General features: G+C 60.7%; 26 protein-coding genes and 1 riboswitch. Of the genes, 4 read left to right on the plus strand and 22 right to left on the minus strand.

Going from position 1 to position 24,669, the window contains the following annotated elements:
- Position 1 precedes the first annotated feature (1 nt).
- The 8 genes from thiD to GCM43_RS10550 all read right to left on the minus strand — a co-directional run bounded on the left by thiD (position 2) and on the right by GCM43_RS10550 (position 7,009).
- Positions 2–796 (minus strand): bifunctional hydroxymethylpyrimidine kinase/phosphomethylpyrimidine kinase, encoded by a 795-nt coding sequence (gene thiD, locus GCM43_RS10515; RefSeq protein ID WP_226929431.1) that lies wholly within the window; start codon positions 794–796, stop codon positions 2–4.
- Positions 793–1,581, minus strand: coding sequence for a thiazole synthase (locus tag GCM43_RS10520; RefSeq protein ID WP_152243964.1), 789 nt, complete (start codon positions 1,579–1,581; stop codon positions 793–795). Before GCM43_RS10520 ends, thiD begins: the two co-directional genes overlap by 4 nt.
- Positions 1,582–1,609: 28 nt before the next feature.
- Positions 1,610–1,813, minus strand: coding sequence for a sulfur carrier protein ThiS (gene thiS, locus GCM43_RS10525; RefSeq protein ID WP_152243966.1), 204 nt, complete (start codon positions 1,811–1,813; stop codon positions 1,610–1,612).
- Positions 1,810–3,723, minus strand: a complete 1,914-nt coding sequence (thiC, locus tag GCM43_RS10530) for a phosphomethylpyrimidine synthase ThiC (protein WP_152243968.1) — start codon at positions 3,721–3,723, stop codon at positions 1,810–1,812. Before thiC ends, thiS begins: the two co-directional genes overlap by 4 nt.
- Positions 3,724–3,812: 89 nt before the next feature.
- Positions 3,813–3,924, minus strand: a riboswitch (TPP riboswitch).
- A gap of 70 nt (positions 3,925–3,994) precedes the next feature.
- Entirely contained in the window at positions 3,995–5,218 is a 1,224-nt protein-coding gene (locus tag GCM43_RS10535; RefSeq protein WP_152243970.1) for a type II toxin-antitoxin system HipA family toxin, read from the minus strand.
- Positions 5,215–5,562 carry a helix-turn-helix transcriptional regulator gene (locus GCM43_RS10540; protein WP_152243972.1) on the minus strand — a complete coding sequence of 116 codons (348 nt, stop codon included), beginning with the start codon at positions 5,560–5,562 and terminating at the stop codon, positions 5,215–5,217. Before GCM43_RS10540 ends, GCM43_RS10535 begins: the two co-directional genes overlap by 4 nt.
- A 112-nt stretch (positions 5,563–5,674) precedes the next feature.
- The gene (locus GCM43_RS10545; RefSeq protein ID WP_152243974.1) at positions 5,675–5,929 is read right to left on the minus strand and encodes a hypothetical protein; all 255 of its coding nucleotides are present in this window, start codon (positions 5,927–5,929) and stop codon (positions 5,675–5,677) included.
- Positions 5,930–5,977: 48 nt separating this feature from the next.
- Complete coding sequence (locus GCM43_RS10550; RefSeq protein WP_152243976.1) at positions 5,978–7,009, minus strand: porin; 1,032 nt, start codon at positions 7,007–7,009, stop codon at positions 5,978–5,980.
- Positions 7,010–7,474: 465 nt separating this feature from the next.
- Here GCM43_RS10550 and GCM43_RS10555 point away from each other — a divergent pair, with 465 nt between their 5' ends.
- Together GCM43_RS10555 and GCM43_RS10560 are read left to right on the plus strand one after the other, a co-directional pair.
- A complete protein-coding gene (locus tag GCM43_RS10555) occupies positions 7,475–10,285 on the plus strand; it encodes a valine--tRNA ligase (protein ID WP_152243978.1) in 2,811 nt (936 codons plus the stop codon).
- A gap of 111 nt (positions 10,286–10,396) precedes the next feature.
- On the plus strand, positions 10,397–10,864 hold the full coding sequence (locus GCM43_RS10560; RefSeq protein ID WP_152243980.1) for a DUF2147 domain-containing protein: 468 nt from the start codon (positions 10,397–10,399) through the stop codon (positions 10,862–10,864).
- A gap of 82 nt (positions 10,865–10,946) precedes the next feature.
- Here the strand turns inward: GCM43_RS10560 and GCM43_RS10565 are convergent, their stop codons facing one another.
- The 10 genes from GCM43_RS10565 to tyrS form a co-directional block, all read right to left on the minus strand.
- On the minus strand, positions 10,947–11,417 hold the full coding sequence (locus GCM43_RS10565) for a YaiI/YqxD family protein (RefSeq protein WP_152244227.1): 471 nt from the start codon (positions 11,415–11,417) through the stop codon (positions 10,947–10,949).
- 23 nt (positions 11,418–11,440) lie between these two features.
- Positions 11,441–12,496 (minus strand): Holliday junction branch migration DNA helicase RuvB, encoded by a 1,056-nt coding sequence (ruvB, locus tag GCM43_RS10570; RefSeq protein WP_152243982.1) that lies wholly within the window; start codon positions 12,494–12,496, stop codon positions 11,441–11,443.
- A 12-nt stretch (positions 12,497–12,508) separates the two neighbouring features.
- On the minus strand, positions 12,509–13,087 hold the full coding sequence (gene ruvA / locus GCM43_RS10575; protein ID WP_152243984.1) for a Holliday junction branch migration protein RuvA: 579 nt from the start codon (positions 13,085–13,087) through the stop codon (positions 12,509–12,511).
- 47 nt (positions 13,088–13,134) lie between these two features.
- Positions 13,135–13,674, minus strand: coding sequence for a crossover junction endodeoxyribonuclease RuvC (gene ruvC / locus GCM43_RS10580; protein WP_152243986.1), 540 nt, complete (start codon positions 13,672–13,674; stop codon positions 13,135–13,137).
- A 146-nt stretch (positions 13,675–13,820) separates the two neighbouring features.
- On the minus strand, positions 13,821–15,404 hold the full coding sequence (gene purH, locus GCM43_RS10585) for a bifunctional phosphoribosylaminoimidazolecarboxamide formyltransferase/IMP cyclohydrolase (protein ID WP_152243988.1): 1,584 nt from the start codon (positions 15,402–15,404) through the stop codon (positions 13,821–13,823).
- Between the two features lie 101 nt (positions 15,405–15,505).
- On the minus strand, positions 15,506–15,739 hold the full coding sequence (locus GCM43_RS10590) for a helix-turn-helix domain-containing protein (protein WP_008445162.1): 234 nt from the start codon (positions 15,737–15,739) through the stop codon (positions 15,506–15,508).
- Positions 15,740–15,807: 68 nt separating this feature from the next.
- Positions 15,808–16,845, minus strand: coding sequence for a tRNA dihydrouridine synthase DusB (gene dusB, locus GCM43_RS10595; protein ID WP_152243990.1), 1,038 nt, complete (start codon positions 16,843–16,845; stop codon positions 15,808–15,810).
- Between the two features lie 103 nt (positions 16,846–16,948).
- On the minus strand, positions 16,949–17,593 hold the full coding sequence (locus tag GCM43_RS10600; protein WP_152243992.1) for a histidine phosphatase family protein: 645 nt from the start codon (positions 17,591–17,593) through the stop codon (positions 16,949–16,951).
- Between the two features lie 22 nt (positions 17,594–17,615).
- Positions 17,616–18,086 carry a D-aminoacyl-tRNA deacylase gene (gene dtd, locus GCM43_RS10605; RefSeq protein WP_152243994.1) on the minus strand — a complete coding sequence of 157 codons (471 nt, stop codon included), beginning with the start codon at positions 18,084–18,086 and terminating at the stop codon, positions 17,616–17,618.
- Positions 18,083–19,342: a tyrosine--tRNA ligase gene (gene tyrS, locus GCM43_RS10610; RefSeq protein ID WP_152243996.1), complete on the minus strand. Its 1,260-nt coding sequence runs from the start codon at positions 19,340–19,342 to the stop codon at positions 18,083–18,085. The genes dtd and tyrS overlap by 4 nt, the downstream gene beginning before the upstream one ends.
- Before the next feature lie 142 nt (positions 19,343–19,484).
- Between tyrS and GCM43_RS10615 the strand changes: the two genes are divergently transcribed.
- The gene (locus tag GCM43_RS10615) at positions 19,485–20,852 is read left to right on the plus strand and encodes a M23 family metallopeptidase (RefSeq protein WP_152243998.1); all 1,368 of its coding nucleotides are present in this window, start codon (positions 19,485–19,487) and stop codon (positions 20,850–20,852) included.
- A 101-nt stretch (positions 20,853–20,953) separates the two neighbouring features.
- The gene (locus GCM43_RS10620) at positions 20,954–22,045 is read left to right on the plus strand and encodes an anhydro-N-acetylmuramic acid kinase (RefSeq protein ID WP_152244000.1); all 1,092 of its coding nucleotides are present in this window, start codon (positions 20,954–20,956) and stop codon (positions 22,043–22,045) included.
- Between the two features lie 113 nt (positions 22,046–22,158).
- Here the strand turns inward: GCM43_RS10620 and erpA are convergent, their stop codons facing one another.
- The 4 genes from erpA to rplM form a co-directional block, all read right to left on the minus strand.
- Positions 22,159–22,521 (minus strand): iron-sulfur cluster insertion protein ErpA, encoded by a 363-nt coding sequence (gene erpA, locus GCM43_RS10625; RefSeq protein WP_029496047.1) that lies wholly within the window; start codon positions 22,519–22,521, stop codon positions 22,159–22,161.
- A 101-nt stretch (positions 22,522–22,622) separates the two neighbouring features.
- Positions 22,623–23,660 carry an N-acetyl-gamma-glutamyl-phosphate reductase gene (gene argC / locus GCM43_RS10630; protein ID WP_152244002.1) on the minus strand — a complete coding sequence of 346 codons (1,038 nt, stop codon included), beginning with the start codon at positions 23,658–23,660 and terminating at the stop codon, positions 22,623–22,625.
- A 165-nt stretch (positions 23,661–23,825) separates the two neighbouring features.
- Positions 23,826–24,218 (minus strand): 30S ribosomal protein S9, encoded by a 393-nt coding sequence (gene rpsI / locus GCM43_RS10635; RefSeq protein WP_152244004.1) that lies wholly within the window; start codon positions 24,216–24,218, stop codon positions 23,826–23,828.
- Between the two features lie 9 nt (positions 24,219–24,227).
- Positions 24,228–24,656 carry a 50S ribosomal protein L13 gene (gene rplM, locus GCM43_RS10640; RefSeq protein WP_152244006.1) on the minus strand — a complete coding sequence of 143 codons (429 nt, stop codon included), beginning with the start codon at positions 24,654–24,656 and terminating at the stop codon, positions 24,228–24,230.
- Between the last annotated feature and the right edge of the window lie 13 nt (positions 24,657–24,669).

The raw sequence follows: 24,669 nt of genomic DNA on the forward strand, positions 1-24,669 counted from the left end.
CTTATAAAAGTATGGCCAGGCGCTGCGGTATCAACTGCCCCGGCGCAATGGCGTAAGCGCTGCTGAGCGCGGCATAACAATGGCGCTGGGCAGCATCAAGCGCTTCGGACATGGCGTCGCCCTGCGCCAGGCGCGCGGCGATGCTGGCCGCCAGCGTGCAGCCGCTGCCATGGAACTGGCCAGGCAGGCGCGGCCAGCGCCAGTCCTGCTGGCATCCATCCTGCTCGAACCAGCGGTTCAGCACGGTTTCGCCTTCGCCATGGCCGCCGGTAATCAACACATCGCGGCAGCCCTGCGCCTGCAGATACGCCGCTTGCGCTGCCGCCTCAAGCGTGCCGGCCAGGCTGGCCGCTTCCGGGCCGTTCGGTACTATCACGGTAGCCACTGCCAGCAGCGGCGCCAGCGCCAGTACCGCATCGTCGCGGCATAACAGGTCGCCATGGCCGCTGGCCAGCACCGGGTCGAGCACTACCGGCAAGGCCGGCTGGCCAGCACGCAACTGCACGATCAGCTGCGCAATGGCCACAGCATTGGCGGCGCTGCCCGGTATGCCGATCTTGACGGCAGCGATGGCCACCGTATCGATCAGCGCCTGCGCCTGCCGGCGCACCAGCTCGGGCTCTACCGGATGGACGCTGTGCACGCGGTTATTGTCCTGCACGGTCAAAGCCGTGATCACCGGCAACGCATGCGCGCCCTGCGCAGCAATGGCCAAGATATCGGCTGCAATCCCGGCGCCGCCCGAAGGGTCAAGGCCGGCAAACACCAGCACCGTTGGCAAGCGAGGTACCGTCACGCCAGCCGGCCGGCCATCGGCGACGATGGCGATGCGGCAAACTTGCGCGGCATGCGCCCGGCCAGATACGCTTCGCGCCCTGCCCGCACGGCCAGCTTCATGGCGTGGGCCATGCGCACCGGATCGCGCGCGCCGGCTATCGCGGTATTCATCAGCACGCCGTCGCAGCCCAGCTCCATGGCAATGGCCGCATCCGAGGCCGTGCCGACACCGGCGTCGACCAGCACGGGTACGCGGGCCTGCTCGATAATCAGCGACAGATTCCACGGGTTCAGTATGCCCATGCCCGAGCCGATCAGCGAGGCCAGCGGCATTACCGCCACGCAGCCGATGTCCTCTAAAATTTTTGCCTGGATCGGATCATCGCTGCAGTACACCATCACGTCAAAGCCGTCTTTCACCAGCGCCTCGGCCGCCACCAGCGTTTCCGGCATATGCGGGAACAGCGTCTTCTCGTCGCCCAGCACTTCAAGCTTGACCAGCTTGTGGCCACCGAGCAGCTCACGCGCCAGTTGCAGCGTGTAAATGGCGTCTTTTGCCGTATAGCAGCCGGCCGTATTGGGCAGGATCGTGTAGCGGTCTGGCGGCAGTACATCGAGCAGGCTCGGTGCGTTCGGGTCCTGGCCGATATTGACGCGGCGAATCGCCACCGTAATGATCTCGGCCTCGGCCGCATCGGTGGCCTCGCGCGTTTGCGCCAGGTCGCGGTATTTGCCGCTGCCTACCAGCAGGCGCGATTGATATTGTTTGCCTGCAATGGTCAGCAGGTCGTTCGGGTTTTGCATATTTTTTCCTGTTATGAATTAGCCGCCATTAGCCGCCGCCGATGGCGCGCACGATATCGACCTGGTCCTGTGGCACCAGCATGCGCGCAGGCCAGAGCTGGCGAGGTACCACGCTGCGGTTGACGGCCAGCGCCAGCGACTGATGCTGCAGCTGCAGGGTTTCGATCAGTTGAGCCAGTGTCTGGCCAGCCGGCACTGCATGGGGCGCGCCGTTCAGCGTAATGTCGATCACAGCTTGCGATACAGCTCGGCGCCGTCCTTGATGAATTCAATCGCCTTGACCTGCATCCCCTGCTGCAGCGCCTGCTCGTCGGCCAAGCCAATGCCAGCCGCGTAGTCGCGCACCTCCTGGGTAATCTTCATAGAACAGAAATGCGGGCCGCACATCGAACAGAAGTGGGCCACCTTGGCCGAATCTTTGGGCAAGGTTTCATCGTGGAATTCGCGCGCCTTGTCCGGGTCCAGGCCGATATTGAACTGGTCGTCCCAGCGAAATTCAAAACGTGCCTTGGACAGGGCGTTGTCGCGTATCTGCGCGCCCGGATGACCCTTGGCCAGGTCGGCCGCATGGGCGGCAATCTTGTAGGTAATAATGCCGTCTTTCACGTCGTTCTTGTTGGGCAGCCCCAGGTGCTCCTTGGGCGTGACATAGCACAGCATGGCCGTGCCGTACCACCCGATCTGGGCCGCGCCGATGCCCGACGTGATATGGTCGTAGCCAGGGGCGATATCGGTGGTCAGCGGCCCCAGCGTATAGAACGGCGCCTCGCCGCACTGTTCGAGCTGCAGGTCCATGTTTTCCTTGATCAGCTGCATCGGCACATGGCCGGGGCCTTCGATCATCACCTGTACATCGTGCTTCCAGGCAATTTGCGTGAGCTCGCCCAGCGTTTTCAGCTCGCCCAACTGCGCTTCGTCGTTGGCGTCGTAGATCGAGCCAGGGCGCAGGCCGTCGCCCAGCGAGAAGGCCACGTCATACGCTTTCATGATCTCGCAGATCTCTTCAAAATGCGTATAAAGGAACGACTCCTGATGATGCGCCAGGCACCACTTGGCCATGATGGAGCCGCCGCGCGAGACGATGCCGGTCAGGCGCTTGGCTGTCAGCGGCACATAGCGCAGCAGCACGCCGGCATGGATGGTGAAATAGTCGACACCCTGCTCGGCCTGCTCGATCAGGGTATCGCGATATATTTCCCAAGTTAAATCTTCAGCCTTGCCATTGACCTTTTCCAGCGCCTGGTAGATCGGCACGGTGCCGATCGGCACGGGGCTGTTGCGCACGATCCATTCGCGCGTCTCATGGATATGCTTGCCGGTCGACAAATCCATCACATTGTCGCCGCCCCAGCGGATGGCCCAGGTCATCTTTTCCACCTCTTCGCCGATCGACGAGGTGACGGCCGAATTGCCGATATTGGCGTTGATCTTGACCAGGAAGTTGCGCCCGATAATCATCGGTTCCGATTCCGGGTGATTGATATTGGCCGGAATAATGGCACGGCCCCGGGCAATTTCCTCGCGCACGAACTCGGGCGTGATCTCCAGAGGAATGCTGGCGCCAAACGACTGCCCCGGATGCTGGCGCCCCATCACATCGGCCAGGCGTGCGCCCATGGCACCGGCCTCGCGCAGCTGCTGCAGATACTGCTGGCGGCGCATGTTTTCACGGATCGCCACGAACTCCATTTCCGGCGTGATAATGCCCTGGCGCGCGTAATGCATCTGCGTTACATTCTTGCCCGGCAAGGCGCGGCGTGGCTTGCGCTGCAGATTGAAGCGCAGTTCGGCCAGCTTCGCATCGGCCAGACGCGCGCGGCCGTAATCGGAAGTCGGGCCGGACAGCTCTTCGGTGTCGCCGCGTTCGCGTATCCAGTCCAGGCGCGGCGTGGCCAGGCCCGAACGGATATCGATGGCGACGTCAGGGTCGGTATAGGGGCCGGAGGTATCGTAGACGTAGATGGGGGGATTTTTTTCGCCACCGAACGACGCCTGGGTGTCGGACTGGCTGATCTCGCGCATCGGCACGCGAATATCAGGCCGGCTGCCGGTGACATAGATCTTGCGGGAATTTGGTAGTGGTGCGATCGCGGCCTGGTCGACCGTGGCGGTAGCAGAAAGAAAGTGCGGCTGGGCGTTCATGTGGCTCCTTGGCTTGGCTCGGTATAGCCTGGAGCCAGCCAAGGAGATTCGGGTGTGCACCTCCACGCAATGACAGATGGAGCATGGGTGTGCAGCAGCCTGAGCTTCCCTTCGCTGGCATTATCCAGATCAGGTTCAGAGGGTATTTCTCACCCACATCCGACGGTTTTCACCGCCGGTGCAGGACCCCTAGCATTTGCCGCCTTGCGGCAGCGGGCCAATTATAAGCCTTATTTTTTAAAATGGTAATGCCTGCCGATGCCGGTCCGGTTCAGGCCATGCGCTTGCGATTCGCTTCGATCGCGTTTTTGATGGTGCGCAGCGTGGCCGGCCTGATACCGGCTCCGCGTGCATGGGTGGCGAACGTCCCGGCCACGGCCGCGATCCGTTCGATCGTGTGGCCAGCCCATGCCAGCGGCAGATCGGCTGCATTTGCCAGCGCCAGCAAATCTTCGCGCGCCGGATTGCGACCTTCACCGCTGATCGTCATCTGATGCTCACCGCCCGCACCGACGTTGTACGTCAGGTCGTAGCACGGCGCCAGTTGCCACTGCATCGACTGGCTCATCACGTAACCGAAATTTTTGGTGTGGTCATCCCGGTTATTAAAAACGACATTGAACACGCATCGTTCGAACGCCTTCTTCACTTGCCGCTCATCCCTGGTGAGCGCTCTTGTTGCTTTGAGCAACACCTCATAATCGCGTGTCGGCAGGCGGAAATTATCGTCGAGCAGCGCGGCCAGGCTCAGGGTTGGTACCCGCATGCCGTTTTGACGATCAAAGCGCGCAATGCCAAAACCGGCCAGCTTCGGCGTCAGGTCAAAGTAGTGGGTGGCGGGCATGTCCAGGCCGCACCGCTCTGCCATCGTGGCGTAAAGCATCTCGATGGCACAGACCTCCTTTACTTCTCCCTGGGCCTGGAATTTGACCAGCCATGGCGCACCTGGCGCCACCCGGTCAGTGCTGACCTGGCCTGTGGCGATATCGTACTGAACCAGTACCTTCGGCCGTGCGCCGTGCGGTGAGCCGCCTGTCAGCGCCAGTTGCTCCAGGATCGTCGTTTCATGGCCGGCCAGCACCACCTGGGCGCCCTCGGCCAGCACCCGCAAGTCCTGATATTCGGGGTCATGGCTCAGTTCATCGGGCGGGGCAAACAGTAGCGCGCCCATTGCACGATCACTGATGAACGCCAGACGCTCAAGCGGCGAGATGCCGGCCGGATTGCGCCCAACTTTCTGGAAACAACGGTCCATCAGTATCCGGCCCCAGCCATCAGGCAATGCATCGGCTATCAGTCCCGGCAAATAGTCTTGCGTGCCGGGAAAACCCACATAGGCAACTTGACGCAGCTTCAGATAAATGGGCGACAACTCCACGCCACGCTGCAGCGCCTCATCGGAGTATTCAAATAACAGCACGCGTCCTTCATGGGCCAGGGTCCCAAGGTGCCAGTTTTGCCCCCATCCGCAAAAATGCACATCGAGCTTTTTCATGACATCTTTTTTCGCGTAACGCGTTGGCGAACCGGCATGCTGGTCTGTTCCAGCTCCCTGATCGACATCGGTTTCTGCAAAAACAGCGGTTCGAGTTCTTTTGTCAGGCCCAGGGAAACAATCAGACGCAACACGGTTTCAAGCGTGGCCTTGCCGGTTTTTTCAAAACCGGACACCGTCCCCAGCGCCACCCCCGCACGCAGCGCCAGTTCAGGCTGAGAGATATCGAGACGCATGCGTTGCATCTTGATACGCCGCGCCATCTCCTTGCCCAGCTCCGACGGACTGGCAAACGTAAAATCCATCATTCTGAAGTTATCCCCAAATAAGGCTGATAATTTCAATATATTAGCATTTAAACGTCAAACAACACGCCATCTACAACTTCATATATCTGAATTTATCAGGCAAATTAGCCAGTTAACTTGAAATTATTGAATTTATCTTGAAAAACTCTTACTTTTTGCCCCAGCGCCAGCGCGTCGGTTCGCCCTTGCGCTGGCAAATGAACAGCAGCAGCGCAAACACCGCCACCTCATAGACGATATAGGCAACCAGCATCTGCTGCGGCGGGAACAGGAAAGCGCCGCAGGCAAACAGCAGCAGCGCTCCCAGGAACACCAGCCAACCCTGCCACGTAATCGGCAGGCCCCAGCCAAAGCCATAGCTCTTGGCGGGAAACCAGTATTTGGGCGACGTGGACTTGTTCATGCATGCTCCTGAAAAAACGCCGGAATAGCGCAAGACAAGTATAGCGGCTTAGAAGGCGTGCCGCAGCCCCAGGTTGAAGGCGCGGTTGCCCGTTCCCACGTCCGTGGCGTTGCCGACCATATAGGCGGCGCCGTTGTGGTTGCGGATATGCGCATACGCCATATAGATCTTGCTGCGCTTGGACAAGGCATAGGTGGCGCCGATGGCAAGCTGCTGCGCATCGCGGTTGGCGGCATTACGGTCATCCTTGCGCACCACCGACGCCAACAAGGTTGCTGCGCCCAGCGGCACCGACACACCGACTATGGCATCGCGGCTGTCGGTCGAAACAGTTGGTGCCACCGGTGCGCCGTAAGGATTGTCGGCAAAGAACATCGAGCTGCCCTCGCCCGTATTGCGGCCATAGCCGCCAAAGGCGGTGGCCACGCCAAAGTTGTAGTTGGCAGCCAGGTAGGTGTTGTTGGCGTCGGCGCGGCCGGCTTCGCCGCCCCGGCTCTGGCGCGCCAGGCGCAGCGTCAGCGGCCCGTTGACGTAACCCAAGCCCAGACCCAGCGAACGCTGGTCGCCGGCGGCGCCCGATTTTTCGCCAAAGCCGTATTGGATGGTTGCCGACAGGCCACGAAACTCGGGCGTACTGTAGCGTACGGTATTGTCGATACGGGTGGCCGAGTAGCCGGCCACGTTGGTCGAAGCACCCGCCATGCCGCCCTCGAAAGGATCGGACACATCGGTCAGCGCCTGGCTTTGCAGGTTGTACTGGCGGCCCACGGTCAGCATGCCCAGCGGGCCATTGAGGCCGACAAAAGCCTGGCGGCCAAACAGCTGGCCGGCCTGGTCGGAGCGGCCGGTATCGGTCAACAGGCCCGCTTCGAGCGTGAATACCGCGTCAACGCCCTGGCCGAGCGCTTCGGTACCGCGAAAACCGAGACGCGAGCCGGCCGAGACACCACTGGTCAGCTTGCTCAGGCCGCCCTCTTGTACCATTGCAGCATCCATCAGGCCGTAGACCTGCACGGATGATTGGGCAACAGCAGCGGGCAGCACGCCCATCGTGGCAAGCGCAAGACAGATTTTTTTCATGGTGGTTTCCTTATGAGGCGAAACCGGGAACGCTGGCGGCCATGGCGCTGCCACCGGCACTGAGAGGCCAGGCAGCATTGCCGTATCGATCAACGACGGGCCAGATCAACGATCCTGGCTAAGCAATGGCGACGCGGCCTTCGAGGCCGGCACATTCGCCGTGAATGGTGCACCGCTGGCGGTGCGCGTGAAGCTGGCCAACAGGGGCCAGCAAGGCGCCGGCGTCACGGACGCCTGGCATCTGACGGGCGAGAGCTGGATAAAGCTGCACCGCATCAGGCACTGCCGATGCAATCGAATGCGGCAGAGAGGGCGACAGTATAGCATCGGTGCAACATTATTCCGCGTTCGATAGGCCGCCGGCGGCGCGCCAGGCCAGTAAAACCGGCAAAAATGGCCCTTGCCGCAGTGCAGGACAGAGCCAGTCATTTATAATGGTTTCTTTTGCCAAACACACGCCAAATCATGGAATTAGCCAAGTCTTTCGAGCCTGCCGACATTGAACAATTCTGGCGCAACGAGTGGGAATCGCGCGGTTACTACAGCGCCACCCTCGATGCCGGAAAACCGAGCTTCAGCATCCAGTTGCCGCCGCCGAACGTGACGGGCACCCTGCACATGGGCCATGCCTTCAACCAGACCATCATGGATGGCCTGACGCGCTATCACCGCATGCTGGGCGAGAACACCGCCTGGGTTCCCGGTACCGACCACGCAGGCATCGCCACGCAGATCGTGGTGCAGCGCCAGCTCGACGCGCAGAAAATTTCGCGCCATGACCTGGGCCGCGAGAAGTTCGTGGAAAAAGTGTGGGAGTGGAAAGAAAAATCAGGTTCCATCATTACCGGCCAGATGCGCCGCCTGGGCGCCTCGGCCGACTGGAAGCGCGAATATTTCACAATGGACGAGCCACGGTCGAAAGTGGTGACCGATGTGTTCGTGCGCCTGTTCGAGCAGGGCCTGATCTACCGTGGCAAACGCCTGGTCAACTGGGATCCGGTGCTGGGCACGGCCGTGTCCGACCTGGAAGTGGTGTCGGAAGAAGAAGACGGCTCGATGTGGTACATCAAGTACCCGCTGGCTGACGGCAGCGGCACCCTGACGGTGGCCACCACGCGTCCTGAAACCATGCTCGGCGACGTGGCCGTGGCGGTTGACCCGACCGACGAGCGCTATACAGCGCTCGTCGGCAAAATGCTCAAGCTGCCACTGACAGACCGCGAAATCCCGGTGATTGCCGACGAATATGTCGACAAGGCCTTCGGCACAGGCTGCGTGAAGATCACGCCGGCGCACGACATGAACGACTATGCGGTTGGCCAGCGCCACAAGTTGCCGCAGATCGTGATCCTGACCCTGGACGCAAAAATTACCGACGACGCACCGGAAGCGTATCGTGGCATGGACCGCTTTGCTGCGCGCAAGCAGATCGTGGCCGACCTCGATGCGCAAGGCCTGCTGGAACAGGTCAAGCCGCACAAGCTGATGGTGCCGCGCGGCGACCGTACCGGCGTGGTGATCGAGCCGATGCTGACCGACCAGTGGTTCGTTGCCATGAGCAAACCGGCCCCGGAAGGCACCTACAATCCGGGCAAGTCGATTGCCGAAGTGGCTTTGGAAAAAGTCGCCACTGGCGAAATCAAGTTCGTACCGGAAAACTGGAGCACCACCTACAACCAGTGGCTCAACAATATCCAGGACTGGTGCATCTCGCGCCAGCTGTGGTGGGGCCATCAGATCCCGGCCTGGTACGACGACGCCGGCAATATCTTCGTGGCCAAGACCGAAGCCGAAGCGCAAGCCAAGGCCCAGGCTGCCGGCAGCACCGGTGCGCTCAAGCGCGACGACGACGTGCTCGACACCTGGTTCTCGTCGGCGCTGGTGCCGTTCTCGACCATGGGCTGGCCGGAAGAAACGCCGGACATGCAGGCCTTCCTGCCATCGTCGGTGCTGGTGACCGGTTTTGACATCATCTTCTTCTGGGTGGCGCGCATGGTCATGATGACCGCGCACTTTACCGGCAAGGTGCCGTTCAAGACCGTCTACGTGCATGGCCTGGTGCGCGATTCGACCGGACAGAAAATGTCCAAGTCGAAAGGCAACACGCTCGACCCGATCGACCTGATCGACGGCATCGACCTGGAAAACCTGATCGTCAAGCGCACCACCGGCCTGATGAACCCGCGCGACGCCGAAAAAATCACCAAGGCCACGCGCAAGGAATTCCCGGAAGGCATCGCTGCCTACGGTACCGATGCGGTGCGCTTTACCATGGCCAGCTACGCTTCGCTGGGTCGCAATATCAACTTCGACCTGGGTCGCTGCGAAGGCTATCGCAACTTCTGCAACAAGATGTGGAACGCCACCCGTTTCGTGATGATGAATACGGAAGGCCACGATTGCAGCGCCAACGATGCCGACCTGTCGCAGGCCGACAAGTGGATCATCTCGCTGCTGCAGCGCGCCGAACTGGACGTGGCCAAGGGCTTTGAAGACTTCCGCTTCGACAATATCGCCGCCGCCATCTACAAGTTCGTGTGGGACGAATATTGCGACTGGTATCTGGAAGTAGCCAAAGTGCAAATCCAGCACGGCAGCGAAGGCCAGCAACGCGCCACCCGCCACACGCTGCTGCGCGTGCTGGAAGTGGTGCTGCGCCTGGCCCATCCGGTGATTCCGTTTGTCACCGAAGCGCTGTGGCAAAGCGTGGCGCCGCTGGCCGGCAAGGTGTCCAAGGCCGAAGGCGAAAGCGTGTCCATCATGATGCAGTCCTACCCGATCGCCAACACCGGCCTGATCGACGAAGGCGCCGAAGCGTGGATGCAGCAACTCAAAGCCCTGACCGACGCCACGCGCAACCTGCGCGGCGAAATGCAAATCGCTCCGTCGCTGCGCGTGCCGCTGATCGTCGAAGCGGGCAATGCTGCTGAAAAAGCCGCATTGACTTCGTGCGCCCAGTATATCCAGGCGCTGGGCAAGCTGGCCGAAGTGCAGATCGTCGACGCCCTGCCGGACTCGCCGGCAGCGGTGGCCATCGTTGGCACCACCAAGCTGATGCTGAAAGTGGAAATCGACGTGGTAGCCGAACGTGCGCGCCTGGGCAAGGAAATCGCCCGTATCGAAGCCGAGATTGCCAAGGTCAATGGCAAGTTGGGCAACGAGAGCTTCGTCGCGCGTGCGCCTGCTGCGGTGGTTGCGCAAGAAAACGAGCGCTTGCTCAGTTTTTCAGCCACAATAGAAAAACTGCGCGAACAGTTTGCTAAACTGCCCGCATAGGCAAGTTTGGAAAGATGGCGCGGCGCCCTGGCGCGCCGCGCATCATCGCTGGTCTTGCCTTGGTATCGTAGCTGTTCGCGTAACAAGTAAAAAACCAATAGGAGACTAGCGATGCGTACTGTATTGAAAACCACCCTCTCGGCCAGCCTCATGCTGGCAACCCTGGCCATGGGCGGCAGCGCCGCCGCACGCGGCGACAACCTGACCCCGGTCGGCACATGGAAAACCATCGACGACACCACCGGCAAAGCCAAGTCGCTGGTGGTCATTACGGAGTCGAATGGCGTCCTGCAGGGCAAAATCGAAAAACTGTTCCGTGGCCCGGACGAAGACCAGAACCCCAAGTGCGTCAGCTGCAAGGACGCCCGGAAAGACCAGCCGATTATCGGCATGGTCATGCTGTCGGGCCTGAAATATGACGGCAAGGAATGGACCGGCGGCGAAATCACCGACCCGGCCACCGGCAAGGTCTACAAGAGCAAGGCTGAACTGACCGATGGCGGCACCAAGCTGCAAGTGCGCGGCTATGTGGGCGTGCCGATGTTCGGGCGCTCGCAGACGTGGGTGCGGGAGGAGTAGGTCGGATTAGCCTGGCAAAGCCAGGCGTAATCCGACAACATTGTTGACGTGTGCGGCATTGTCGGATTACGGCCCGAAGGGCCTAATCCGACCTACCGCTATGCCGGCTCCGGTATTTCTGCAAATGCCGGTCCAGGCTGTTGGCAAAGCTTTGGCGGTCGCCCTGGCTGAAGGCGGGCGGGCCGCCGGTATCGACGCCACCGCTGCGCAGCTCTTCCATAAAGGCGCGTATGGTCAGTTGCTGGGCGATATTGTCCACCGTGTAGAACTCACCGCGCGGGTTGAGCGCGTAGCCGCCTTTTTTCAGCACGTCGGATGCCAGCGGAATATCGCCTGTAATGACCAGGTCGCCAGGCTGCAACAGCCGCACGATTTCCTGGTCGGCCACATCCGGTCCCGACGGTACCTGCACGGTGCGCACAAAGCGCGATGGCGGCACGCGCAGGCCTTGGTTGGCCACCAGCGTCACCTGCAACTGCAAGCGCTCGGCCACGCGGTACAAAATCTCCTTGATCACGCCCGGGCAGGCGTCGGCGTCGACCCAGATCTGCATGGGCGGCTGGCCGGCGACTTCGCTTACAGCGTCCATGCTTCGCCGCTCGGATTCAGGCGCGGCGCGGACACGCCGAAGTGCAGATAGGCAGCCGGCGTGGCGACGCGTCCGCGCGGCGTACGCTGCAAAAAGCCCTGCTGGATCAGATACGGCTCCAACACATCTTCAATGGTGTCGGCCGCTTCGCCAATGGCCGCTGCCAGGTTGCCGATACCGACCGGGCCGCCGCCGAACTTGAACAGCACCGCTTCGAGCAGCTTGCGGTCCATTACGTCAAAGCCGACCGAGTCGACGTCGAGCATGGCCAGCGCGCGGTCGGCCACCACCTTGGTGATCTCGCCATTGCTTTTGACTTCGGCAAAGTCGCGCACGCGGCGCAGCAGGCGGTTGGCAATGCGCGGCGTGCCGCGCGCGCGCTGGGCAATTTCCTGCGCGCCATCGGGATCGATCGGCGCTTTCAACAGTGCGGCGCTGCGCGTGACGATGCGCGTCAGCTCAGCGGTGTTATAGAACTCCAGGCGGGCCACGATGCCGAAGCGGTCGCGCAGCGGATTGGTCAGCATGCCGGCGCGCGTGGTGGCGCCCACCAGCGTAAACGGTTGCAGATCGAGCTTGACCGAGCGCGCCGCCGGGCCTTCGCCGATCATGATGTCGATCTGGTAGTCTTCCAGCGCCGGGTACAGAATTTCCTCGACCACCGGCGAGAGGCGGTGGATCTCGTCGATAAACAGCACATCGTTCGCTTCGAGGTTGGTCAGGATGGCCGCCAGGTCGCCCGGGCGTTCCAGCACCGGGCCGGAAGTCTGGCGCAGGTTCACGCCCATCTCGCGCGCAATGATATGCGCCAGCGTGGTCTTGCCCAAGCCCGGCGGGCCGAACAGCAGCGTATGGTCGAGCGCTTCCTGGCGCTGGCGCGCCGCCGTGATGAAAATTTCCAGCTGGTCGCGGATTTTTTCCTGGCCTACATATTCGTCGAGCTGCTTGGGGCGCAAGGCGCGCTCGATCGCTTCTTCGTTATGCGAGATCGGCGCTGCATCGATAATGCGCTGTTCCGTAAAGATATCGGTCTGGATACTCATGCCGTGTTCCCGTTAGCCTTTCGACAGCGCTTTCAGCGCCAGCTTGATGCCGTCCGACACGCCGGTACCTGCCGGCACGTTCTTGACGGCGGCCAGCGCTTCCTTGTCCGAATAGCCCAGCGCCATCAGGGCGTTGAGGATATCGGACTGCGCATCCGGCGCTGCGTGTGCACTCAGCGGCCCCAGATCGGCGCCGATCTTGCCCTTCAGTTCCAGCAGCAGGCGCTCAGCAGTTTTCTTGCCGATGCCAGGCACTCTGACCAGCCGGCCCGAGTCCTGCAGGGTGATCGCCTGCGCCAGGTCGGCTACCGTCATGCCCGACAGAATGGCCAGCGCCATGCGCGCACCGACGCCGGTAATCTTGATCAGCTGGCGAAACACCACGCGCTCGGCCGCATTGCCGAAACCGAACAGCAGGTGCGCGTCTTCGCGGATCGCCTGGTGGGTAAACAGCACGACTTTCTCGCCCACATTGGGCAGGTTGTAAAACGTGCTCATCGGCACATCGACTTCATAGCCGACGCCCTGGCAATCGACCAGCAATTGGGGCGGATTTTTTTCAAGCAAAATACCGGAGAGACGGCCTATCATGATGGATTCCTATGGTTGACTGGCAGTGTAGCGTATTGGTGCAGCGATTAGCCAACCAGCCGGCCGCGCTTCATGCGCAGGCCCTGCAGTTGCGGCGCCAGTGAACTCAGCATGGCCAAGGTGTCGACGCTGTTGGCATGGCAGATGGCCACGCCGAGCGCATCGGCAGCATCGCTGCCGGGCAGGCCAGGCAGGCACAGCAGGCGCGCAACCATTTCCTGCACCTGCTCCTTGGCCGCCTTGCCGTGCCCGGTCACGGCCTGCTTGACCTGCAGCGCCGTATATTCGGCCACCGACAGGTCGGCATGCACGAGCGCGCAAATGGCCGCACCGCGCGCCTGGCCCAGCAGCAAGGTCGATTGGGGATTGACGTTGACAAAGACTTTTTCAATGGCCGCGCAGGTCGGCCGATAAGTGGCGACGATTTCCCCCACACCCTGCAAAATAATCTTCAGGCGCGGCGGCAAATCGCCCTCGGACGCCGTCTTGACCGTGCCAGAGGCAATATAGCGCAGCTTGCTGCCGTGTTTTTCAATCACCCCGAAGCCGGTAGTGCGCAAGCCAGGATCGATGCCGAGAATAATCATCGCCAGATTTTATAATGAATACGGCAGGCCCAAGTGGATAACTGGGGCCTGCCGTGGTGTATGCCGGCGCAACAGTGTTGTCGGATTACGTCCTGCGGACTAATCCGACCTACGCGACCTACGCGATCAACGCGATCAACGCGATTTTAGTGGCGGAAATGACGGGTGCCGGTGTACAGCATGACGACGCCACGCTCATCGGCTGCATCGATCACTTCCTGGTCGCGCATCGAGCCGCCCGGCTGGATTACGCAGGTCGCGCCAGCGTCCACCACCACATCGAGGCCGTCGCGGAACGGGAAGAAAGCGTCCGACGCCACCACCGAACCGGCCAGGCTCAGGCCAGCGTTCTGCGCCTTGATCGAGGCGATGCGGGCCGAGTCGATACGGCTCATCTGGCCGGCGCCCACGCCCAGCGTCATATTACCGCCGCAGAAAACAATCGCGTTCGACTTGACGAATTTCGCCACTTTCCAGGCAAACATCAGGTCGATCAGCTGCTGTGGCGATGGTTTCAGTTTGGTCACCACGCGCAGGTCGCCAATGGCCACGTTTTTCGCGTCCGGCGACTGTACCAAGAGGCCGCCACCGACGCGCTTGAAGTCCATCGCATTGACGCCGGCGCCCAGCGGAATTTCCAGCATGCGCACGTTCTGCTTGCTCGACAGGATTTGTTTCGCTTCTGCAGAGAATGACGGGGCGATCAGCACTTCCACGAACAGCTTGGCGATCTCGCCGGCAGTGGCGCCGTCGAGTTCGGTATTGAAGGCGATAATGCCGCCAAAGGCCGAGGTCGGATCGGTCTGCAGCGCGCGCGCATACGCTTCGGCCGCGTTAGTGCCCAGCGCCACGCCGCATGGATTGGCGTGCTTGACGATCACGCAGGCAGCGCTTTGCTCGAAGCCGCCCAGGCTTTTCACGCATTCCCAGGCCGCATCGGCGTCAGCGATATTGTTGTACGACAGTTCCTTGCCTTGCAGCTGGCGGTAATTGGCCAGCGCGCCATCGGTTGCCGCCAGGTCGCGGTAGAACGCAGCGCTCTGGTGCGGGTTTTCGCCGTAGCGCATGTCCTGTACTTTTTCAAACGCCACGTTGAGAATCTGCGGGTAGGCGCCGCGCTCGGCGTGAACCTTGGTCGGGCCCAGGCTGGTCAGGTAGTTGGTAATGGCGCCATCGTATTGCGCGGTGTGGGCAAAGACCTTCTTGGCCAGCATGAATTTGGTGTCATAGCTGACGTCGCCGGCGGTATCGCCAGCCTTGATTTCGGCCAGCACCACTTCATAATCGGTCGGGTCGCAAATGACCACCACGTCCTTGTGGTTTTTTGCCGCCGAACGCAGCATGGTCGGGCCGCCGATATCGATGTTTTCAATCGCGTCTTCCAAGGTGCAGTCAGCCTTGGCTACCGTGCCCTGGAACGGATACAGGTTCACCACCACCATGTCGATGGTCGGCATGTCATGCTCGACCAGTTTGCCCATATGCTCGGGAAAATCGCGGCGCGCCAGGATGCCGCCGTGCACTTTCGGATGCAGCGTCTTGACGCGGCCATCGAGCATTTCCGGGAAACCCGTGTAGTCGGCTACTTCCGTGACCGGCACGCCGTTATCGGCCAGCAACTTGGCGGTGCCGCCGGTCGACAGGATATTGACGCCGAGGGCGGACAGGGAACGCGCGAAGTCGAGCACACCGGTCTTGTCGGATACGGAAATAAGGGCTTGTTTGATCATGGCTGTGGCTAGGTGGTTAAGTGTTCTTGGCGAATGCGCAGCGCGCAGCAATACCTGGCGCTGTGGAAAATTCAAATCTTGGCGTCACTTGCACGCCGGCCTTACAGCAGGCCGTGCTCCTGCAGTTTCTTGCGCAGCGTGTTGCGGTTAATGCCCAGCATTTGCGCGGCATGCGACTGGTTGCCATCGGCGCGCGTCATCACGACTTCGAGGATGGGCTTTTCCACGGTCAGCACGACCATGTCATAGATATTCGATGCTTGCTGCTCGCCCAGGTCATTGAAATAATCTTCCAGACTCTTCTGAACGACTTCCTGTATGCTTTCTTTACTCATGATTCAACCTGCTTCTTGATATGTCTGGCGCCTGCTGCGCGCTGCATGATGTTGAGGCTTGCGCCTTTCTATACTGCCGTGGCCACTTCCAGGCCGCTCTTGTCATCTTGGGAGAGGCGGTATTGTAACCGTTCGCCGAACTTCCATTGCGACTCAAAAAATTGATCGACCGCCAGCAATTGCGCGTCCGTCGATTCCAGCAGATTCATTTGTTGGCGGAATTGTTCGCCGCCTTCGAGGTCTTTCACATACCAGCCGATATGCTTGCGCGCCGTGCGCACACCGAGAAATTCGCCATAAAACGCATAGTGGGCGCGCAGGTGCTCGTCCATCAGCGTGCGCACTTCGTCCACGTACGGGGCCGGCAGCAAGGTGCCAGTACGCAGGAAATGGTCGATCTCGCGGCAGATCCACGGCCGCCCCTGCGCCGCGCGGCCGATCATGACGGCGTCGGCGCCGGTCTGGTCGAGCACGTAGCGCGCCTTTTCCGGGCTGGTGATGTCGCCATTGGCCACCACCGGTATGCCGACCGAGGCCTTGACGGCGGCGATCGTTTCATATTCGGCATCGCCCTTGTAGCCATCGGCGCGCGTGCGCCCGTGCAGGGTCAGCATCTGGATGCCGGCCTGCTCGGCGATGCGGGCGATCGTCAGCGCATTCTTGTTTTCGCGGTTCCAGCCGGTGCGAAATTTCAGTGTCACTGGCACATCGACGGCCGACACCACCGCGTGCAATATTTTTTCAACCAGGCTTTCGTTTTGCAGCAGGGCCGAGCCGCACCAGCTGTTGCAGACCTTTTTCACCGGGCAGCCCATATTGATGTCGATAATCTGCGCGCCACGGTCGACATTGAATTTGGCGCAGTCGGCCAGGTCCTGCGGATCGGCGCCGGCAATCTGCACCGCTTTCGGTTCCATTTCACCGTCGTGGTCGGTGCGGCGCGAACTTTTTTCGGTCGCCCACAGGCGCGGATTGGAGGCCGCCATCTCGGAAACGGCATAGCCGGCGCCCAGTTGCTTGCACAGCTGGCGGAACGGCCGATCCGTCACCCCGGCCATGGGAGCGACGAAAACGTTGTTACGCAGAATGTGAGGACCGATTTGCACTGAGGGAACCTGAAAGAACGGGGGAACCTGCTATTTTAACCGATTCCCTGCCTAAATAATAAGCACTATTTTTCAGGCGCTTGCGCCAGGAGCGGCGCCTTTGCTATCCAAGCTCGTCCATCGCAGGCGCCGCCAGATGCTCGACATTACCCCAATGCAACAGATGCAGACTGCCATCGGCGTAGGAAAACCGGTTGACGCTGGCGTTTTTCACGGCAAAATCGCGCGGGCTTTCCAGGCTCATGCCAACCGCCTCGCGGTATGCGCATTCAAGCACACCGCCATGGGCCACGATGGCAATCGTCTGGCCGTCATACTGGCGCGCCCAGTGCGCAATGGCAGCGTTGGTGCGCTGGTAGAACTGGCGAAAGCTCTCTGCCTGGCGCTCACCGGACGGCATCACGGCGTCGATCTGGCGCGCCTGCCACTGTGCATACTCATGCGGATAGCGCGCCGCAATCTCGCTGTACAGCAAGCCCTCAAAGGCGCCGTAGCAGCGCTCGCGCAACTGTGCATCGGTCTGCACGGGCAAGCCATGCAGGTCGGCCACGGCCCGCGCCGTTTGCTGCGCGCGTTGCAGATCGCTGGCCAGCACGGCCGTCAACGGTGCACCGGCCAGCGCCTGCCCCAGCGCCTGCGCCTGCTGCAGGCCGGTGTCATTCAGTGCGATATCGATATGGCCCTGCAGGCGGCGCGCCGCATTCCAGGCCGTTTCGCCGTGGCGTATCAATAGAATCGTGGTACTCATGTTGCCTTTTTAATCCAGAGTTTCACGGCGATGCCTGTGGCTGGGCCGGCTTGGCATTGACCTGTAGCCAGAACGTGACCGGCCCGTTATTGGTCAGCGACACTTGCATGTCGGCGCCAAACTGGCCCGTCTGCACCAGCGCATGGCGACTGCGCGCCTGGTCGACGAAATGACTGAACAGGCGCAGGCCGTCCTGCGGACTGGCCGCTGGCGTAAAGGATGGGCGCGTCCCCGATTTGGTGTCGGCCGCCAGCGTAAATTGCGGCACCAGCAGCAAGCCGCCGGCCACGTCGGTCACGCTGCGGTTCATCTTGCCGGCCTCGTCGGCAAAGACGCGGTACGACAGCAGCTTGGCCAACAGGGCATCGGCTTCCTTTTCGGTGTCGCCACGCTCGGCGCAGACCAGCACCATCAGGCCGCTGTCGATGGCGCCAATCACGGCGCCATCGAATTCCACCTTCGCTTGCGTCACGCGTTGCAGCAGCGCAATCATGCGCTCAAGGTGACGCGCGCAAACTTGCGCTTGCCAACTTGCAGCACCAGCACGCCGGCGTCCACTTTCAAGGCCTTGTCGGAAATCACCGTGCCGTCGATGCGCACGCCGCCCTGGTCGATCATGCGGGTTGCTTCCGATACGGAAGGGCACAGGCCGGTCTGCTTGAGCAACTGGGCAATGGCCAGCGGTGCACCGGCCAGCGTGACCTCAGGAATGTCATCCGGAATACCGCCCTTGGAACGGTTGACAAAGTCGGCCAGCGCTTCTTCGGCCGCCTGCTGCGAGTGGAAACGCGCGACGATTTCCTGCGCCAGCGCCACTTTGGCGTCGCGCGGATTGCGCCCGCCCTCGACTTCGCTTTTGAGTAGCGCCAGTTCGGCAATCGAGCGCCACGACAGCAGCTCGTAATAACGCCACATCATCACGTCCGAAATACTCATCACCTTGGCGAACATGGTGTTGGCCGGTTCGGTAATGCCAATGTAGTTGTTCTTCGACTTGGACATTTTTTCCACGCCGTCCAGCCCTTCCAGCAGCGGCATGGTCAGGATGCATTGCTGTTCCTGACCATACTGCTTCTGCAGCTCGCGCCCGACCAGCAGATTGAACTTCTGGTCGGTGCCACCGAGCTCCAGATCCGATTTCAGCGCGACCGAGTCGTAGCCTTGCATTAACGGGTATAGAAATTCATGCACGGAGATCGGCACGCCGCCCTGGAAGCGCTTGGTAAAGTCGTCGCGCTCGATCATGCGCGCGACCGTGTAGTGCGAAGCGAGCTGGATAATGCCGCGCGCGCCCAGCGGATCGCACCACTCGGAGTTATAGCGAATTTCGGTTTTGCTGGCGTCGAGCACCAAAGAAGCTTGCGCGAAATACGTCATCGCGTTAATCTCGATCTGTTCTTTGGTCAGCGGTGGGCGCGTGACGTTGCGGCCCGATGGATCGCCGATCATCGAGGTGAAGTCGCCGATCAGGAAAATCACCTGATGGCCGAGGTTTTGAAGCTGGCGCATCTTGTTCAGCACCACGGTGTGGCCAAGATGCAGGTCGGGAGCGGTCGGGTCCAGACCCAGTTTGATGCGCAGCGGTACGCCGGTCTGTTCGGAGCGCGCTAATTTTTGCGCAAATTCGCTTTCGATCAACAGTTCGTCAACGCCGCGCTTGGTAATGGCAAGCGCTTCTTGTACTCTATCGGACAGCGGCAACGCTGTCTGTGCGTTAGGCCCCTTAGCAGATGATGTATTAATATCCATAAAATCTTAAATGTAGTAGTAAGTAGCAGAATTTGATATAATGCTCGATTCCATCAATCTTGCCGCATGAAAACGCACCAAAATAACAATAAAAAAGGACACTAGTTCACGAAGCGTTCAAGGGCAAATTTTAACTGATTGCATGAACCCTATACAGAAAATCACAAGCTCACACTTGTACACCCAGCTGGCGACCAGTCGCAAAGCACGTATCGTCGGCGCGTCCGCGGTCATGCTGACGATGGTTGCTTTTGGCGCTGTCGCTGTGGCGCCTATGGCCCCTGATGCGTCGGACCTGCCGGTCCGTTCGATTGACCAGAATCTGGAAATGCCGGATCTGTCCTCGCAAATCACCGCGCTGGAACAGGTCGACCAGAATTTCACCCACGAAGAAAAAGTCCGTGCTGGCGATACGCTGGCGACGCTGCTGACACGCCTTGGCGTCGATGATGCGGCCGCGGCCAACTTCATCAAGACCGACAAGGTCGCGCGCAATGTGATGCTGCTGAAAACGGGCAAACGCGTGCAGGCACAGACCACCGAAAACGGCGAACTGAACTGGCTGCGCGCCACCATGGTTGACGGCACCGACAAGTCGGTCAAGAACATCATGATCACCCGCAAGGGCGACAAGTTCGTGGCCAGCGAAGTAGCTGCCCAGCTCGAACGCCGCGTAGAAATGCACGCACGCAAGATTACCTCGACCCTGTTTGCCGCCACCGATTCAAGCCTGGACGGCACCCGCCTGCCAGACACGATTTCGGCGCAGATCGTGGAAATGTTCTCCACCAATATCGACTTCCGCTCCGACGTCAAGCGCGGCGACTCGTTCAATGTGGTCTACGAGACATTTTGGCAAGACGGCGAATTTGTCCGAGCGGGCCGCATTCTGGCTGGTGAATTCACCAACCGCGGCAAGACGTTCCAGTCGGTCTGGTTTGAAGACCCGGCCACCAAGCAAGGCGGCGGCTACTACAGCTTCGACGGCAAGGCCCTCAAAAAAGCTTTCCTCAAATCCCCACTGCAATTCTCGCGCATTTCGTCCGGTTTCTCGATGCGCAGCCATCCGATCTCCGGTCAATGGAAACAGCATAAAGGCATCGACTTTGCTGCCGCGACCGGCACGCCGATCCGCGCTTCGGGCGATGGCGTAGTCGATTCGGTCGGCATGCAAAATGGCTATGGCAATGTAGTGGTACTGAAACACTGGTCCAACTACAGCACCGCGTACGCTCACATGAGCCGCTTTGCTTCCGGCCTGAAAAAAGGCCAGAAGGTCAGCCAGGGCGATGTGATCGGCTACGTCGGCACCACCGGCTGGTCGACCGGCGCGCACTTGCACTATGAATTCCGCGTTGGCGGCGTGGCGCAGGATCCGGCCAAGCTCAACGTGATGGCGCAAGCCCCGCTGACGCCAGCCGAACTGTCGCGCTTCCGCATGGTTTCGGCCGACATGATGCATCGCTTTACCCTGCTGCGTCCGAACGACACGGCACTGGCTGCACGCTAAGCATACTGCCCCGCCCTCTTGGGTGGGCAAGTACAAGGCACCGCCCGTTTCAACGGCCGGTGCCTTTGTTTTATCTGCAATACTTTCGTGAGGAGAATCACATGCTGTATATCGGCCTGATGTCCGGCACCAGCCTGGACGGCGTGGACGGCGCCCTGCTCGACGCCTCCGGTGAACAGCTACGCAGCCTGGGCGACGCCCATGTGCCTTTTCCAGCCCAGCTGCGGCAGGACCTGATGGCGCTGCAGGCAGCAGGGCACAATGAAATCGAACGCGAGGCGCTGGCGGCCAACCAGGTCGTGCGCCTGTATGCGCAGTGCGTGGCGCAGCTGCTGGCCCAGGCCGGCATCGGCGCCGACGCGGTAGCGGCCATCGGCGCCCATGGACAGACCATCCGCCATCGCCCGGAACTGGGCTTTACGCGCCAGCTCAACAACCCGGCGCTACTGGCCGAACTGACCGGCATTGATGTGGTGGCCGATCTGCGCAGCCGCGATGTGGCCGCCGGCGGCCAGGGCGCACCGCTGGTGCCGGCCTTTCACCAGGCCATCTTCAATCAGCCTGGCCAGACGCGCGTGCTGGCCAATATCGGCGGCATCAGCAATATCAGCGTGCTGCATGCCGATGGCGCGGTTGCCGGTTTCGATACCGGCCCTGGCAATGCTCTGATGGACGGCTGGGTGCTGCAGCATATGGGGCAGCACTATGACAAGGACGGCGCCTGGGCCGCCAGCGGCAGCGTGCATGCCGGCCTGCTGGCGGCCATGCTGGCCGAACCCTATTTTGCGCTGCCGGCGCCGAAAAGCACCGGACGCGACCTGTTCCATGCCGACTGGCTGCTGGCCAAGCTGGCGGCATTTCCCGCCATCGCGCCGGCCGACGTGCAGGCCACGCTGACCGAACTGACGGCCGCCAGCCTGGCGCAAGCCATACTGCGCGACGGCGCCGGGGCACAAACCGTGTATGTATGCGGCGGCGGCGCCCATAACGCCAGCCTGATGCAGCGCCTGGCGCAGGCCATGCCAGGCAAGACGGTGACCTCGACCGAGGCGCTGGGCGTGGCGCCCGGCCAGGTCGAGGCGCTGGCTTTTGCCTGGCTGGCCTGGCGCTTTACCCAGCGCAAGCCGGGCAATTTGCCGGCGGTGACGGGCGCGCGCGGCCTGCGCATACTGGGCGCGCTGTATCCGCATTGACGCTACGCCGAAACGCAAATAGCGGATCCATGGATCCGCTATTTTCTTCTTGCAGGTGTTTGTCGGATTACGCCGTTCCGGCTAATCCGACCTACGCGACTGTTTTACCTGCTTTATACGGAAAAAGACGAACCGCAGCCGCAAGTCGAAGTAGCTGTTGGGTTTTTAATCACGAACTGCGCGCCTTCCAGGTCGTCCTTGTAGTCGATCTCTGCGCCGACCAGATACTGGTAGCTCATCGAGTCGATCAGCAGTTGCACGCCGTTCTTGACCATGGTGGTGTCATCTTCGTTGACGATTTCATCGAAGGTGAAACCGTACTGGAAGCCGGAGCAGCCGCCGCCCTGCACGAAGACGCGCAGTTTCAGGTCGGGATTGCCTTCTTCTTCGATCAGTTGCGCGACTTTTTCAGCAGCGCTATCGGTAAAGATGATCGGCGATGGAATCACATCTTGCATTTCAGCGACAGCATTCATTTCATACTCCTCAGAAAACATGCGTCCATTATAGACGTTTGCTGCAAGTCGCGCTGCGACCGGCCGATTTACGAGGGCCGCAGCGTTGTTATCCGGGCCGCTTACGGCAGCAACGCGATATGTTGCAGGCCAGCCGTTTCTTTCAGGCCAAACATCAGATTCATGCACTGCACAGCCTGGCCCGAAGCGCCTTTGACCAGATTGTCCTGCACCACCAGCACGATCACGGTATTGCCGCCTTCTGGACGATGCAGCGCCAGGCGCAGCATGTTCGAGCCGCGCGTCGAGCGCGTTTCAGGATGCGAGCCAAATGGCATCACATCGACAAAGGGCTCGTCCTTGTATTGCTCTTCAAACAAGGCTTGCAGTTCTTCGTTGCTGACATCCTTGTTCAGCTGCGCGTACAGGGTCGAATGCATGCCGCGGATCATCGGCACCAGGTGCGGCGTAAAGGTCAGCGCCACTTTCTCGTCGCTAAAGCGCTGCAGCTGGGCCGTGGTTTCCGGCAGGTGGCGGTGGCCAGCCACGCCGTAGGCCTTGAAGCTGTCGCTCGCTTCCGAGAACAAAATGCCGATCTCGGCCTTGCGGCCGGCGCCCGACACGCCCGACTTGCAGTCGGCAATCAGACCGCCGGCATTGACCAGGCCGGCTTTCAGCAGTGGGTAAAAGCCCAGCTGCATGGTGGTCGGGTAGCAACCCGGGTTGGCAATCAGGCTGGCCTTTTTGATATCTTCACGATTCAGTTCCGGCAAGCCGTACACGGCCTGCTCGATCAGCTCGGGCGCCGTGTGCGGGATCTTGTACCACTGTTCGAACTTGGCCTGGTCTTTCAGGCGGAAGTCCGCAGCCAGGTCGATCACTTTGACGCCAGCGGCCAGCAGGGCCGGCGCCTGCGCCATGGCCACGCCGTGCGGGGTGGCAAAAAACACCACGTCGCACTGCTCCAGATTGGCCTTGTCGGGCGAGGAAAACGCCAGCTTGACATGGCCGCGCAGCGAAGGATACATGTCGGCGACCGGCAGGCCGTCTTCCTTGCGCGAGGTAATCGCCGTCAACTCGACGTCGGGATGGGTTGCCAGCAGGCGCAACAGCTCCACGCCAGTGTATCCAGTGCCGCCGACGATGCCAACTTTGATCATGTTTTTTCCTTGTGTATATATAGATAGAGAGGATGCTGCGCCTGACCCGGATGGGTTTTGCGCGTATTTTACAGCGCAACGCCAAGTCACGCAGAAATGAAAAAAGCCGCCTGACCAAAGGCCGGCGGCTTTTTGAACAGCGCCACCAGGGCGCTGCAGCGAAAATTAACGCTTCGAGAATTGTTTTGCGCGACGTGCTTTGCGCAGACCAACTTTTTTACGCTCGACTTCACGTGCATCGCGGGTAACGAAGCCGGCTTTGGCCAGTTCCGGTTTCAACGCTGCATCGTAGTCGATCAGAGCGCGGGTGATGCCGTGACGCACGGCGCCAGCCTGGCCCGACTCGCCGCCGCCGTGAACGTTGACTTTGATGTCAAAACGCTCGACGTTGCCGGTCAGTTCCAGCGGTTGACGGATGACCATCAGACCGGTTTCGCGCGAGAAGTACTCAGCGGCTGGTTTGCCATTGACGATGATTTGGCCAGTGCCAACTTTGATGAACACACGAGCTACTGCACTCTTGCGACGGCCGGTGCCGTAATTGTAGTTACCGATCATGTCAGTTCCTTAGATTTCGAGTGCTTTAGGTTGCTGGGCAGCGTGCGGGTGCGAACCTTCAGCGTACACTTTCAGCTTCTTGATCATTGCGTAGCCGAGTGGGCCTTTAGGCAGCATGCCTTTGACCGCTTTCTCAAGCGCGCGACCTGGAAAACGCTGTTGCATTTTCTGGAAGTTGGTTTCGTAGATGCCGCCTGGATAGCCCGAGTGACGGTAGTAGATCTTGTTGGTAGCTTTGGTACCGGTCACGCGCAGTTTGCCTGCGTTGATGACGACGATGAAATCGCCCGTATCGACGTGAGGAGTAAATTCCGGTTTGTGTTTGCCGCGCAGTCGGAGTGCCACTTCGCTGGCAACACGTCCGAGGACTTTGTCCGTCGCGTCAACCACGAACCAATCGCGCTGGACTTCATGTCCTTTAGCGGAAAATGTTTTCATGTTGACTTCCTAA

It is taken from the genome of Janthinobacterium aquaticum (genome assembly GCF_009208565.1).
In the GTDB taxonomy this organism is placed as follows: Bacteria; Pseudomonadota; Gammaproteobacteria; order Burkholderiales; family Burkholderiaceae_D; genus Janthinobacterium.

Coding starts and splice junctions, on each gene's coding strand:
- GCM43_RS10600 (WP_152243992.1), bottom strand. CDS start 17,593: ATGAGTACCACGATTCTATTGATACGCCACGGCGAAACGGCCTGGAAT.
- rpsI (WP_152244004.1), bottom strand. CDS start 24,218: ATGATCGGTAACTACAATTACGGCACCGGCCGTCGCAAGAGTGCAGTA.
- GCM43_RS10535 (WP_152243970.1), bottom strand. CDS start 5,218: ATGAAAAAGCTCGATGTGCATTTTTGCGGATGGGGGCAAAACTGGCAC.
- thiC (WP_152243968.1), bottom strand. CDS start 3,723: ATGAACGCCCAGCCGCACTTTCTTTCTGCTACCGCCACGGTCGACCAG.
- GCM43_RS10565 (WP_152244227.1), bottom strand. CDS start 11,417: ATGCAGATCTGGGTCGACGCCGACGCCTGCCCGGGCGTGATCAAGGAG.
- GCM43_RS10550 (WP_152243976.1), bottom strand. CDS start 7,009: ATGAAAAAAATCTGTCTTGCGCTTGCCACGATGGGCGTGCTGCCCGCT.
- ruvC (WP_152243986.1), bottom strand. CDS start 13,674: ATGATTATTCTCGGCATCGATCCTGGCTTGCGCACTACCGGCTTCGGG.
- ruvA (WP_152243984.1), bottom strand. CDS start 13,087: ATGATAGGCCGTCTCTCCGGTATTTTGCTTGAAAAAAATCCGCCCCAA.
- erpA (WP_029496047.1), bottom strand. CDS start 22,521: ATGAATGCTGTCGCTGAAATGCAAGATGTGATTCCATCGCCGATCATC.
- argC (WP_152244002.1), bottom strand. CDS start 23,660: ATGATCAAAGTTGGCATCGTCGGCGGCACTGGATACACTGGCGTGGAG.
- rplM (WP_152244006.1), bottom strand. CDS start 24,656: ATGAAAACATTTTCCGCTAAAGGACATGAAGTCCAGCGCGATTGGTTC.
- GCM43_RS10555 (WP_152243978.1), top strand. CDS start 7,475: ATGGAATTAGCCAAGTCTTTCGAGCCTGCCGACATTGAACAATTCTGG.
- GCM43_RS10520 (WP_152243964.1), bottom strand. CDS start 1,581: ATGCAAAACCCGAACGACCTGCTGACCATTGCAGGCAAACAATATCAA.
- GCM43_RS10545 (WP_152243974.1), bottom strand. CDS start 5,929: ATGAACAAGTCCACGTCGCCCAAATACTGGTTTCCCGCCAAGAGCTAT.
- GCM43_RS10560 (WP_152243980.1), top strand. CDS start 10,397: ATGCGTACTGTATTGAAAACCACCCTCTCGGCCAGCCTCATGCTGGCA.
- dtd (WP_152243994.1), bottom strand. CDS start 18,086: ATGATTGCGCTGCTGCAACGCGTGACGCAAGCGAAGGTGGAATTCGAT.
- GCM43_RS10620 (WP_152244000.1), top strand. CDS start 20,954: ATGCTGTATATCGGCCTGATGTCCGGCACCAGCCTGGACGGCGTGGAC.
- tyrS (WP_152243996.1), bottom strand. CDS start 19,342: ATGGATATTAATACATCATCTGCTAAGGGGCCTAACGCACAGACAGCG.
- GCM43_RS10590 (WP_008445162.1), bottom strand. CDS start 15,739: ATGAGTAAAGAAAGCATACAGGAAGTCGTTCAGAAGAGTCTGGAAGAT.
- purH (WP_152243988.1), bottom strand. CDS start 15,404: ATGATCAAACAAGCCCTTATTTCCGTATCCGACAAGACCGGTGTGCTC.
- ruvB (WP_152243982.1), bottom strand. CDS start 12,496: ATGAGTATCCAGACCGATATCTTTACGGAACAGCGCATTATCGATGCA.
- GCM43_RS10615 (WP_152243998.1), top strand. CDS start 19,485: ATGAACCCTATACAGAAAATCACAAGCTCACACTTGTACACCCAGCTG.